The organism is Bifidobacterium minimum (assembly GCF_000741645.1).
GTDB lineage: Bacteria > Actinomycetota > Actinomycetes > Actinomycetales > Bifidobacteriaceae > Bifidobacterium > Bifidobacterium minimum.
This window is the reverse complement of the sequence record NZ_JGZD01000012.1, coordinates 50,076-62,719: the sequence shown is the minus strand read 5'-3', so window position 1 is coordinate 62,719 and position 12,644 is coordinate 50,076. Positions and strand designations below refer to the sequence as shown.

The 12,644-nt window shown below is 59.9% G+C and carries 9 protein-coding genes; 6 read left to right on the top strand and 3 right to left on the bottom strand.

Annotated elements, in window-relative coordinates; genetic code table 11:
• Positions 1–509 (bottom strand): helix-turn-helix domain-containing protein (locus BMIN_RS07475; protein ID WP_162177107.1); only part of this gene is annotated, 509 nt, incomplete at its 3' end.
• A 121-nt stretch (positions 510–630) separates the two neighbouring features.
• Between BMIN_RS07475 and rfbB the strand changes: the two genes are divergently transcribed.
• From rfbB to BMIN_RS07445, 6 genes are all read left to right on the top strand, one after another.
• A complete protein-coding gene (rfbB, locus tag BMIN_RS07470; RefSeq protein WP_022861773.1) occupies positions 631–1,650 on the top strand; it encodes a dTDP-glucose 4,6-dehydratase in 1,020 nt (339 codons plus the stop codon).
• Between the two features lie 70 nt (positions 1,651–1,720).
• Positions 1,721–3,175, top strand: a complete 1,455-nt coding sequence (locus tag BMIN_RS07465; RefSeq protein WP_022861772.1) for a sugar nucleotide-binding protein — start codon at positions 1,721–1,723, stop codon at positions 3,173–3,175.
• 145 nt (positions 3,176–3,320) lie between these two features.
• Complete coding sequence (gene rfbA, locus BMIN_RS07460) at positions 3,321–4,211, top strand: glucose-1-phosphate thymidylyltransferase RfbA (protein ID WP_026647624.1); 891 nt, start codon at positions 3,321–3,323, stop codon at positions 4,209–4,211.
• Positions 4,212–4,294: 83 nt separating this feature from the next.
• Positions 4,295–5,122: an ABC transporter permease gene (locus BMIN_RS07455; protein WP_022861770.1), complete on the top strand. Its 828-nt coding sequence runs from the start codon at positions 4,295–4,297 to the stop codon at positions 5,120–5,122.
• Entirely contained in the window at positions 5,122–6,345 is a 1,224-nt protein-coding gene (locus tag BMIN_RS07450) for an ABC transporter ATP-binding protein (RefSeq protein ID WP_022861769.1), read from the top strand. The genes BMIN_RS07455 and BMIN_RS07450 overlap by 1 nt, the downstream gene beginning before the upstream one ends.
• Positions 6,346–6,402: 57 nt before the next feature.
• Positions 6,403–10,515, top strand: coding sequence for a glycosyltransferase family 2 protein (locus BMIN_RS07445; protein WP_022861768.1), 4,113 nt, complete (start codon positions 6,403–6,405; stop codon positions 10,513–10,515).
• A gap of 31 nt (positions 10,516–10,546) precedes the next feature.
• Here BMIN_RS07445 and BMIN_RS07440 read toward each other — a convergent pair whose 3' ends face one another.
• Both BMIN_RS07440 and BMIN_RS07435 read right to left on the bottom strand, forming a co-directional pair.
• A complete protein-coding gene (locus BMIN_RS07440; protein WP_022861767.1) occupies positions 10,547–11,575 on the bottom strand; it encodes a glycosyltransferase family 2 protein in 1,029 nt (342 codons plus the stop codon).
• Between the two features lie 40 nt (positions 11,576–11,615).
• Positions 11,616–12,629, bottom strand: a complete 1,014-nt coding sequence (locus tag BMIN_RS07435; protein WP_022861766.1) for a ribose-phosphate diphosphokinase — start codon at positions 12,627–12,629, stop codon at positions 11,616–11,618.
• Between the last annotated feature and the right edge of the window lie 15 nt (positions 12,630–12,644).

Here is a 12,644-nt window from a genome sequence, read left to right as displayed (position 1 = left end):
GGCCAAGAAGCGTGCCGTCCTGCAGGATGCGTACTCGCCCCATAGCGACGCTGGGCCCGTGACATCATGGTGATGCACGCGCACCGGCACTCGTGGCCGATCCGCATCGACGGGTCAGCCGGATGCTCCGGTTTCAACCGGCCCTCGATCAGCTCGGGCGTCCAGCCACGCGTCAACGCGTCCGCCACCCACGCGTGCAGGCGCGCGTCCATCATCCGCCCGGGCTTCCTCGGCCTGCGCGAACGTGCCTCGGCCTTGCGCCGCGCGGTCAACGCCGAATAGAACGGGCCAGCCGTCCACGCCCCCGTCTTCGACCGCCCGGGATGGCAGGGCCGGTACGACTCGTTCCCGTTGGACGCGAACCACAGGCCACGCCTGAGCTCCCGGCTGATCGTGGAGGCGGAACGATGCAGCTGGCGGGCCACCTGCCGGATCGTCTCATGATCCCCGAAACGCGGCATCTCAATCCTGATCCGCTCACCCCCGGTCACATGCGTATAAGCCTTCATAGTGAGTGCAGCACCTCCCAAAGGTCGGAACATCAGCAATCCCAACCATAAGCGGTGTTGCACTTCTAACTAGAACTCAGGAACCACCTCGTTATATGGCGGTTTGGATAGAATGGCTCATATGACTGAAGAGTTTTCTCCGAAGAACATCATTGTGACCGGTGGTTGCGGCTTCATCGGTTCGAATTTCGTGCGCTGGGTGGTGGAGCATGAGCCTGGCGTCCACGTGACCGTCCTCGACGCCCTCACCTATGCCGGGCGTCTGGAGAACATCGCCGGGCTTCCCGGGGACCGGGTCGAGTTCGTGCATGGCGACATCGGCGATGCGGATCTGCTGGATAGGATCGTCCCGGGCCACGACGCGATCGTGCACTACGCTGCGGAGTCGCACAACGACAACTCGATAGCCGACCCCGAGCCGTTCGTCCGCACGAACGTGGTGGGCACCTATCGTCTGCTGGAGGCCGCGCGCAGGTATGGCGTGCGATATCACCACGTGAGCACGGACGAGGTGTACGGGGATCTGGCGCTGGACGATCCGGCGCGGTTCACGGAGGAGACTCCCTACCATCCCTCGAGTCCGTACTCGTCGACGAAGGCGTCGAGCGACATGCTCGTGCGCGCCTGGCATCGCACGTACGGCGTGCGGGCCACGATCAGCAACTGCAGCAACAACTACGGACCGTACCAGCATGTGGAGAAGTTCATTCCGCGCCAGATCACGAACATCCTTACGGGTGTGCGTCCCAAGCTCTACGGCGACGGGCTGAACGTGCGCGACTGGATCAACACGGAGGACCACAGCTCGGCCGTGTGGACGATCCTCACGCGTGGCGGGATCGGCGAGACGTATCTGATCGGCGCGGACGGGGAGCGGGACAACATCACGGTGCTGCGCGACATCCTGCGGGTGATGGGCCGGCCCGAGGACGCCTTCGATCATGTGAGGGACCGTCCGGGGCATGACAGGCGCTACGCGATCGACTCGTCGAAGCTGCGCCGTGAGCTGGGATGGGCTCCCGCTCATACGGATTTCGAGTCCGGTCTGCGCTCGACGGTGGAATGGTACGAGGCGAACCGGGCGTGGTGGGAGCCGGTCAAGGCGGCTACCGAGGAGAGGTACCGCAGGCAGGGCCAGTAGTCTGGTGACCGTGTAGGACGGGGCGCGGGGACGCGGACCGGGATGTGGACGATATGGAGGATGGGGCGGCATGGAGTTCGAGAAGGATCTGAAGGTCACACGGACGGGGATACCGGGTCTGATGGTGTTCGACCTGCCGGTGCATGGCGATAACAGGGGCTGGTTCAAGGAGAACTGGCAGCGGGCCAAGATGACGGCGCTGGGGCTGCCCGACTTCGGTCCGGTGCAGAACAACATCAGCTACAACGAGAAGAAGGGCGTGACGCGAGGCATCCACGCGGAGCCGTGGGACAAGTTCATTTCCATCGCGGCCGGCGAGGTGTTCGGCGCGTGGGTCGATCTGCGTCCCGGCGATGGCTTCGGCAGGGTGTTCACCACGCGACTTGACCCGTCCCGCGCCATCTACGTGCCGCGAGGGGTCGGCAACAGCTTCCAGGCGTTGGTGGACGGCACGGTGTACACCTATCTGGTCAATGCGCACTGGTCGGCCGAGCAGAAGAGGTCGTACACGTTCGTGAATCTGGCCGACCCGGCGCTGGGCATCGAATGGCCGATCCCCCTTGAGGAGTCGGAGCGCAGCGAGGCGGATCTGCATCACCCACTGCTGGCGGATGCCAGGCCCATGGAACCCCGCCGCACGCTGGTGACCGGGGCGAACGGACAGCTGGGGCATGCCGTGCGCGACTACGTCGAGGCGCGTCAGCTGACGGGCTTCGAGTACACGGACATCGACACATTCGACTTCTCCGATCCGCAGGCGTACGAGGCCTATGACTGGGATCTCTATGGCACGATCATCAACGCGGGCGCGTACACGGCTGTGGACAGGGCCGAGACCGCCGAGGGCCGCGCCACCGCGTGGAGGGCGAACGCCGTGGGGCCGGCGCTGCTGGCCCGCACGGCCCGGGAGCATGGGATTACGTTGGTGCACGTGTCGAGTGACTACGTATTCGACGGGACAAGGAACGTGCACGACGAGACGGAGCCGTTCGCGCCGCTGGGCGTGTACGGGCAGTCGAAGGCCGCGGGCGACATCGCGGTGGCCGGGGCGCCCCGGCATTACATCCTGCGCTCGAGCTGGGTGATCGGCAAAGGGCACAACTTCGTACGCACGATGGCGGGCCTGTCGGACCGCGTCGCGGACGCTTCGAACCCATTGGACCATGTGACGGTGGTGGACGACCAGTATGGCCGGCTCACGTTCACGGACGACATGGCTGCCGCCATATTTCACCTGCTCGATTCCGGTGCCGCGTACGGGACGTACGACATGACGGGCTCGGGGCCGGTCGAGTCGTGGGCGGACATCGCGCGGCGCGTGTTCGGTCTGCGTCACGGCAACGGGGGCGCGGTCACGGGCATATCGACCAAGGAGTACTTCGCGTCGGCCTCGGGGCCGGTGTCCCCGAGGCCCGTGCATAGCGCGCTGGACCTCTCGAAGCTGGAGGCTACGGGCTTCTCCCCTGCCGACTGGACGGACAGCCTACATAAGTACATAGATGGTATAAAGGAGCCACGAGAATAAGAATCAGGGGCATTGTCCCATCATGTTCTGGTCGGTGTTGGGTTAGAACCGTGTGGGTTTTACCCTGCCGAGAGTGATCGTGATCGATTTTGGGTATTGTGCTCTAGTTTGAGTGATTGACGGTGAAGGAAGGCTGGTGAGCTCGGTGAAGGGCATCATTCTTGCGGGTGGGTCGGGGACCCGGCTGTATCCGTTGACGACGGTGACGTCGAAGCAGCTCCTTCCCGTGTACGACAAGCCGATGGTCTATTACCCACTGAGCGTGCTGATGATGGCAGGAATCCGGGAGATTCTGGTGATCTCAACGCCGCAGGATCTTCCCAATTTCGAGAGGCTTCTGGGGGATGGATCGCAGTATGGGATCTCCCTGGAGTACAAGGTCCAGCCGAGTCCCGATGGTCTGGCACAGGCGTTCCTCTTGGGCGAGGAGTTCATCGACGGGCAGGCATGCGCGCTGGTGCTGGGAGACAACATCTTCTATGGCAACGGTCTTGGACGCGTTCTGCGGCGGGCCGCCGGTGCCGGCGCGGGGGCCACGGTGTTCGGCTACTACGTGGATGACCCGGAGAGGTACGGCGTGGTGGAGTTCGACGGTGACCGCCATGTGGTGAGCATCGAGGAGAAGCCGGAGCGCCCGGCGTCGAACTACGCCGTCACCGGGCTGTACTTCTATGACGAGCGCGTGGTGGACTTCGCCAAGCGTGTAAGGCCCTCGGCCCGCGGTGAGCTGGAGATCACGGATCTCAACCGTCTGTACCTGGAGGACGGGTCGCTGGATGTCGTGACGCTGGGCCGTGGATACGCGTGGCTGGACACGGGCACGATGGACAGCCTGTTCGAGGCGGGGGAGTTCGTGCGCACCGTGGAGCGCGCACAAGGGCTCCCCATCAGCGTGCTCGAGGAGATCGCCTACGAGAACGGGTGGATCGACCGCGATATGCTCCTGTCCGCCGCGCGACGCTATGGCAAGTCCAACTATGGCCGTCACCTCAGGGATGTGGCCGAGAACCGTGTGATCTCGAAGCCGAACGACTAAGTCACATTAAAGATGTTGGCGAGAATCGAATTCCAGAATTCGCTGATATCATATGGGGGTTTGATTACCTCGAGGAGCGGCATGTGAATATCACGGAGATCTTTTCACGTAAGAACAGAATCCTGCTTAAGGCTATGGTCGGAACTGATTTCAAACTCCGCTATCAGCAGTCGTTCCTGGGATACATATGGTCCGTGCTCAAACCGCTGTTGCTTTTCACGATCATGTACCTGGTGTTTGTGCGTTTCCTGCGTTTTGGAGCCGATGTTCCCCATTTCTCGGTCGGACTGCTGCTCGGTATCATTCTGTGGAATTTCTTTAACGAGACGACGACCGGTGGAATGATGTCCGTCGTGGGCCATGGGGATCTGCTTCGGAAGATACATTTCTCCAAACATATCGTGGTCATCTCGTCATCGATGGGGGCATTGATCAACTTCGGTATCAACTTCGTGGTGGTGATCGTCTTCGCCTTGTTGAACGGCGTTTCTCCGCGATGGTCAAATATTCTCATCCTTCCGATCGTGGTTGAGTTGTATTTTCTTTCCTTGGGAATCGCGTTCTTCCTCAGCGCCATCTACGTGAAACTGCGAGATCTGAATCCCATCTGGGAGGTCTTGATGCAGGCGGGATTCTATGCCACGCCCATCATCTACCCCATCAGTATGATTGCCTCACGTGCGGGAGAGTCCGGCCCTTTGCTGGCGAAACTCGATTTGATGCTTAATCCGATGGCCCAGATAATTCAGGATGCTCGCCATGTTCTCATTGCTCCCGAGAACCCGACGTTATGGGGCTGGACCTCCCATTTCCTTGTAGCATGTTGGCCGGTGGTCGTGTCTTTCGCGCTTTTCATCGCCGGTCTGGCATTCTTCACGAAACGAGCTCAGTACTTCGCGGAGTTGGTGTGATGACGGAGCCACAACAGCAGGTGGGTGCGATTATGCAGGAGACTGATTGGGCCTTGCAGGTTGAAGGAATATCCAAGAGCTTCAAGCTCCCCACGGAGCGGGCGAACAGCCTGAAAACGACGATTTTCAACTGGCTTAAAGGGATTCGTGGGTTCCGCGTCCAGCACGTGCTGAATGATATCTCGTTCAACATACAGGCCGGTGAGTTCTTTGGAATCGTCGGCAAGAACGGTTCGGGAAAATCCACCCTACTTAAATTGATTTCACAGATATACACGCCTGACACGGGAACAATCATCACCAACGGCAAGCTTGTCCCCTTCATCGAGCTTGGCGTGGGGTTCAATCCGGAATTGACTGGTCGTGAGAACGTCTACCTCAATGGAGCCATGTTGGGGTTCTCGCGGGATGAGATCGACTCCATGTACGACGACATCGTCGAATTCGCGGAATTAGGCGATTTCATGGAGCAGAAGCTGAAGAATTACTCAAGTGGGATGCAGGTTCGACTTGCATTTTCCGTTGCGATCAAGTCTCAGGGAGACATCCTCGTTCTTGATGAGGTTCTTGCGGTTGGCGATGAGGCTTTCCAGAAAAAGTGCCAGAACTATTTCTTCGAGGCGAAGAGACAGAAGAAGACGGTCATTCTGGTGACGCACTCGATGGCGGATGTACGACGGTACTGTGACCGGGCGATGCTGATCCAGAATGGGAGAATCGCCAAGATCGGGGATCCGGACGAGGTGGCTGACGCCTATTCGGACTCGTTCCTGCCGCCAAGAACCGTCGAGTCGGTCAATCGTGAGAAGACGGTTATGAGCTCCCTTGTCGTGGAGTCGGCCTCGTTAAGCGTCGGCGGTGACAGACTCAAGTTCCTCGCGGGGGGAGAGGACTTTTCCCTCGATTTCCAGCTGCGAGTACAGCGGCCGCTTATGAGGAGCCGCGTGTTCGTGGACGTTTTCGATGGGCGCGGGGTTCCGGTTCTTTCCGTGCCGTTGGCGAAGGATGGTGCCGAGGTTCTTCATGAGGGTCTACGCGATGTGCGCATAGGAGTGTCGAACGTTTTCGCGTTCGGGGACTACCGTGTGTCCGTCGCCGTCCAGAATGATGTCGAGCGGGTTGTCGTCGGAGAGAACGTATGCCGCTTCCACATCAAGGGAGAGGCGGCCGAGGTTATGTCGGTGGTCGATCCGGATGCGGTCTGTACGGTGCATGTGAAGTAGGGAGTGCCGTTTTCGGATGGTGTAGGCGGATCGGCAGGGGAGAATCGGGACATTACCATGGTGGATTTATTCAACGACAGGACGTACAGGATCGTCGTCGAGACGGTGGAGGCTTCCGGGGCCGGTGGGAATGGCGTGGTCACGGTCGTCGGCTGGGCGGTGGACAAGTTCCGGCGTGCCCCGATGATGGTTCGGGTCGATCAGTGTGAGGGGGCCACGGTCGTTCGCGTGTCCCGTCTTGATGTGAACGCCATCTTCTCGTTGAGCGACGAGGATGCTGTGGGCTTCCGAATCTCCGTGCCCCGGGATGTGACCGAGTTCACGCTCATATGCGAGACTCCGGGGCGAACCATTACGAGGACAATCGATGTGGCGGCCCTTGGACGGCGGCTTCGCAGGTCCAAGCGTCACCACATCGAACGGCGAATCGTTCACTATCTTTCCCACTCATTCACGCCGCGCGGGGCGTCGGCGTTGCTGGGGGCCGTGCGCAGGCGTGTGTTCAAAGACGGCTCGGCATATCGGAAATGGATCGCGCAGAACGAGACCATGACGCGATCCGATGCCATGAGGGTGATGTCCGAGTGGAGGGAGCCGCCCCTTATCTCCCTCGTGGTGCCGGTGTTCAACGTCGATGAACGGTGGCTTCGCCGTTGCGTGCAGTCCATCCGTGACCAGTGGTATGCGAACTGGGAGCTGTGCCTGGCGGATGATAAATCGTCCGCGGAACACATACGACCGCTCCTTCAGGAACTGGCCGATACCGATCCGCGTATCAAAATCGTTTTTCGAAGCAGCAACGGTGGGATATCCGCGGCCACCAACTCCGCGATCGATCTTGCGACCGGAAGCCATATCGGTTTCATTGACAATGACGATGAGCTGGCGCCGCAGGCGTTATATGAGGTCGCTCGGTCCCTGATCTCTCACCCGCACGCTGATTTCATCTATACCGATGAGGACAAGATCACCGAGGACGGGACTCGGTTCGATCCGTTCTTCAAGCCCGGCTTCTCTCCGCATCTTCTGCTGGGTCACAATTACATCACCCACTTCGTCGTGGTCGCTCGAACGTTGCTGGACGCGGTGGGACCTCTGCGCTCGGAGTTCGATGGAAGCCAGGATTATGATTTCGTGCTCAGGGCGACCGAAAAAGCTCACGAGGTCCATCACATCCCCTCCATGCTCTACCATTGGAGAACGCTGCCGACCTCCGTCGCCGGCGATCCACGGAGCAAGATGTACGCGTATGAGGCCGGTAAACGTGCCATCGAGGAGGCGTTGTCCAGACGGTCCCTCCCGGGTGCAGTCACCATGCTTGACAATCTGGGGACATACAGAATCGACTATGAGATGGCTTTGCCGCGGATCGCGGTCGTGCTGTCGTCGTATTCGGCCTCGCAGATCGAGAAATTGAAGTCCCTGACGGATTATGACGGTGTCCGGTACATACCCGTATCGGACTCTTCATCCATCAACGCCGCGGTGGCGTCGTGCGACGAGGAGTACGTCGCGCTCCTGTCCGGAGTGATGCCGCAGGATTCGTCGTGGCTTGGGAACATGGTCAACTATTGCGCCGATCCCTCCGTGAGCGTTGTGGGAGGAAAGGTCTACGACGCGCAGAGCCGGGTTCTTAACGCCGGGATCACGCTAAGGGCGCTGAGAAGCGGGAGGCCCTTTGAGATGCGTGGCCTGTGGGATGAGGGCATCGGCTACTACTTCCGTGATCTTCTTCCTCGCGAGATGTTCGGAGTCACCGAGGACTGCCTGCTCATCCGGAAACGGGACTTCACGAGCAGCGGCGGTGTGGATTGCTCGCTTGAGGAGGGGCTGAGAGGCGTGGACCTATGCGTGAGGATCCACTCGGCGCCCAACGCCGGATGCGTCCTTTGGCAGCCTTATTCGGAGTTCACGAGCATCAGACCGAAGCCTCTCGGCATTTCTCCGGATAGCTGTATGCGTTACCTTCAGATGCACGCGGGGGTGAAGGATCGGTACTCTCCGGCTTTCTTCCCCTTGGACAAGGAACTCCAGCGTGGTGTGGAGTTCTCGATAGACGAAGTCTCTGTGTCGTCCGATTCGACGGAAATAACGGTAAAGGGATGGGCCGCGGATCTCCATGGGAACGCCGACGTGCACATCGCATTGGAGGATCTGCCCGGAGCCAGTCTGAAGAAGGTTGATCGGTATCTCCGGCCCGATGTGAATTCCGCATTGCCGGTTCCGCAGGAATCCGTGCTGGGCTTCCGGGCAGAGATAGCCATTCCCGGCGGAAAAGCGATTCTGCGCCGCGTCCAAGGTGCCAAATTGGTTTTCTCAACGCCGACTGACAGCCGTAAGGCGGACTTTGCGATACCATCGTCGACGATATCTCGATTCACGAGATTGGTTCACACGACGTTCAGGATGGTCAGGCATCCCCGGACCGCTGCGAGAATAATTCGGGACAAATACGTCACTCCGGGAAGGCAGCGCGCGGACTATCACAAACTGATTCGTGCGACGGAGAATTACGGTCCGGAAGCGGTGAAGGAAGCCATCAGAGGGTTCTCGCGCAGACCTGTGATATCGATCGTCATGCCCGTGTACAACGTTGATCCGCAGTGGCTGTCGAAGTGCGTCGACTCCGTTCTGGCTCAATCGTACGGGAACTGGCAGCTGTGCATCGCGGACGACCATTCCACCCGCCAGGACGTGCGTCCCATGCTTGAAAGATATGCCCGGCTCGATGACAGGATCACGGTTGTCTTTCGCGAGAAGAACGGACATATCTCGCGCGCGACCAATTCGGCGCTCGCCGAGGCGACCGGCGATTACGTGGCTCTGATGGACAACGATGATGAGATTTCGCCCCATGCGCTGTTCGAGGTGGCCAAAACCATCAACGAGCATCCTGACGCTGACCTGATCTACACCGATGAGGACAAGATCGATGAGAAGGGCGTGAGAAGCGACCCCCATTTCAAGCCGGATTTCTCGCCGGATCTCCTCCTCAGCACCAATTACATCAGCCATCTTGGCGTGTACCGCCGTTCCATCGTCGAGGATATCGGCGGGTTCCGTGCGGGCTATGAAGGGTCGCAGGACTACGATCTCGTCCTTCGCTTCATGGAGCGCACCGATGCGTCGCATGTGAGGCATATCCCGAAGGTTTTGTATCACTGGAGGACGCTTCCCACATCCACCGCGTCGGATGGCGGAGCCAAGAATTATGCCTCTCTTGCGGGGCTCCGGGTTTTGCGTGATGCCGTCGTCCGCCGCGGTTACCGTGCGGAGGTCACTCCCAGCATTGCCGATGGCATATACGATATCCATTACGAGGTCGATGAGAACGAACTGGTTTCCATCATCATTCCGACGCGGGACGGATACGACAATATCGAGCGTTGCGTCACCTCCATCATCGAGAAGACGAGTTACGGCAACTACGAGATCGTCATCGCCGACAACGGAAGCACCAACCCTCATATGGCCGACCTGTACGAGAGATTCAGGAAGCTCCTCGGGGCGCGGTTCCGCGTCGAGAAGATCGACATCCCATTCAACTATTCGCGGATCAACAATATCGCGGCGACGAAGGCGGCCGGACGGTATCTCCTGTTCCTGAACGACGATACGGAGGTTATCAGCCCTGAGTGGATGACCAGGATGGTCTCCTTCACGCAGCTTGACCGTATCGGGGTCGTTGGGGCAAAGCTCTACTATCCGATAGACACGATTCAGCATTCAGGAATCGTTCTGGGTCTCGGAGGAGTCGCGGGACATATCCAGGCGGGTTTCCCCAGAGGCTATACCGGCTATTTCGGACGTCTGATTGAGAACGTCAACTATTATGCGGTCACCGCCGCCTGTTGCATGATCAAGGCCGCCGACTTCCATGCCGTTGGCGGTTTCGATGAGACGCTTGCCGTCGCTTATAACGATGTGGATCTGTGCGTGCGCATACACGATCAGCTTCACCGCGATATCGTATGGTCCCATGAGGCCGAGCTCTATCATTATGAGTCGATGACACGTGGATATGACACAAAGGACGAGAAGCGCCGAAAGAGGCTTAAGGACGAGGCGGACATCTTTCTGAAAAGGTATAGGGAACAGGTCGCCAACGATCCCTACTACAATCCGAACCTGTCGAGAACGTCAGGGAACTATTGGGTTCGTCAGGTCTGATCTCCGACTGCTACAAGGCCGACGGTATCGATCAGTTCATGCCTTTGATGCGTCGATCGTAGACGATTTTCTCCATAAGGCGCAGAAATCCCGTCAGTCTGCATGCGGTGATTTGCCCGATGGTCAGTTGCGAGACCAGAGCGCGTGCAGTTTCCATGTCACTGAGGAGGATTGCTCTGTCGCGGGGTGAAGCCTCTCTCTTCTCGCAATGCAGCTGCTGTGTCATCGTGTAATAGCTGCGCATCGGTATGATGCCATGCCTGCGCGCCAGTCTGAAATTCTTGATGCCGGCGTCGACGTTGTCGTGGTAGAAGTCGAAACCACGCTGTGCGTGCGTCACCGATTCGGGCGACTGGAGCCAGTGGTACAGAACCACGTCGATGTCCGCCACCGTGTCCATGCGTTCGTACAGGCGTCCGGCGACCATCACGTCCTGGGCGTAGACGCCGTCGGGGAATCTGATTCCGTCCCAGACGTCCCTTCGATACAGTCTGCACCAGTTCGCCTCGTTGAAATAGCGGGCCTCCGTGTGGAGCCCGCAGGCCTGTCCCAGAAGTCTTAGGGACTTGCAGAAAACGGTCTGATAGGCTCGGAGGGGGTCGCGGAAAACCGTCATGATGGAGGGGTCCGTGGCGCCTGCTTGGGCGAGTCGCGCCACCTCGTCCCGTTGCGAGAGGCCGAACTGGCGCCATCTCGCCTTGCTCATGGAGGCTCCGGTCGACAGCAGCGCATGGAGAAGATATTCGATGTTGTGGCGATCAAGGATGTCGTCGTTGTCGGCGAAGGCGATGAAGCGCCCCCGGCTTGCGTCCAGACCGGCGTTCTGCGCGGAGCCTATGCCTCCATTGGGCTGATGGATCACATGGATCCGGGGATCGCGTTTCGCGTAGGAGTCGCAGATTCGGGAGGAGCCGTCGGTCGACCCGTCGTCGACCAGAATGATGTCCAGATCGTGGTGGCTTTGCCCAAGAATCGAATCAAGGCAGTATGTCAGATGCTGCTCCGCGTTGTATACGGGAACGATGATAGAGACGAGATCATCCGCTGTCGAATCTGGCATAAGGCCTATGGTACCGGCGTCAGATGTGAATCAGGATGGCTCACGCATAGATGTTGCGCGGACGGATGTCCGAGGGCAGCCCGTTGAGCAGCCCGGTGACCGACCCCGACTCGAAAACCGAGCGGATCCCGGCCGCCAGCAGCGGGGCCACGGACAGCACCGTCATATTCGGCAGGCGCTTCTCCTGTGGGATGGGGACGGTGTCCATCAGGACTATCTCCCGTGCCCCGCAGTGTCGCAGGCGGTCCACGGCCGGTCCCGACAGCAGTCCGTGGGTGGCGACGAGGGTGACGCTGGCGGCCCCGGCGTTTCGCAGCGTCCGCACCGCTTCGCAGATCGTCCCGGCGGTGTCGATCATGTCGTCGACGACGATGCAGTCGCGTCCCTCGACGTCGCCGATGATGCCGTGGGCCGTGGCATGGTTGGGACGGGTGATGTCACGCGTCTTATGGATGAAGGAGAGCGGCAGCCCGCCGAGCTTGGCGGCCCACTGCTCGGAGACCTTGATGCGCCCGGCGTCGGGGGAGACCATCGTGGCGTTGGACAGGTCCATGCTGGAGCGCACATAGTCCAGCAGCACCGGCATGGCGGTGAGGTGGTCGACGGGCCCGTCGAAGAACCCCTGCTCCTGCGACGCGTGCAGATCGACCGTCATGATGCGATCCGCTCCCGCGGTGCGGAACAGGTCGAACATCAGACGGGCGGTGATCGGCTCTCGTCCCTGATGCTTCTTGTCCTGGCGTGAATAGCCGAGAAAGGGCGCCACGACGGTGATGGACCTGGCCGAGGCCCGCTTGAGGGAGTCCACCATCAGCAGCTGCTCCATGATCCAGGTGTTGATGGGATCGGTGTGCGACTGGATGACGAACACGTCGGCGCCGCGCACGGGTTCGGTGAAACGCACGTACATCTCGCCGTTCGCGAAGTCGTATGCCGTGGTCTCCAGCAGGGACGTTCCCAGGCATTCCGCGGTCTCCGTGGCCTGAGCCGGGTATGCACGTCCGGCGACAACAGCAAGCCTCTTGTCTGGTATGCCTTCGAGAATCGCGGACATGTCTGCCTTCCTTCG

Excerpts from the sequence above, each read along its gene's own strand:
- rfbB (WP_022861773.1), top strand. The coding sequence starts at position 631 with ATGACTGAAGAGTTTTCTCCGAAGAACATCATTGTGACCGGTGGTTGC.
- BMIN_RS07465 (WP_022861772.1), top strand. The coding sequence starts at position 1,721 with ATGGAGTTCGAGAAGGATCTGAAGGTCACACGGACGGGGATACCGGGT.
- BMIN_RS07450 (WP_022861769.1), top strand. The coding sequence starts at position 5,122 with ATGACGGAGCCACAACAGCAGGTGGGTGCGATTATGCAGGAGACTGAT.
- BMIN_RS07445 (WP_022861768.1), top strand. The coding sequence starts at position 6,403 with ATGGTGGATTTATTCAACGACAGGACGTACAGGATCGTCGTCGAGACG.
- BMIN_RS07440 (WP_022861767.1), bottom strand. The coding sequence starts at position 11,575 with ATGCCAGATTCGACAGCGGATGATCTCGTCTCTATCATCGTTCCCGTA.
- BMIN_RS07435 (WP_022861766.1), bottom strand. The coding sequence starts at position 12,629 with ATGTCCGCGATTCTCGAAGGCATACCAGACAAGAGGCTTGCTGTTGTC.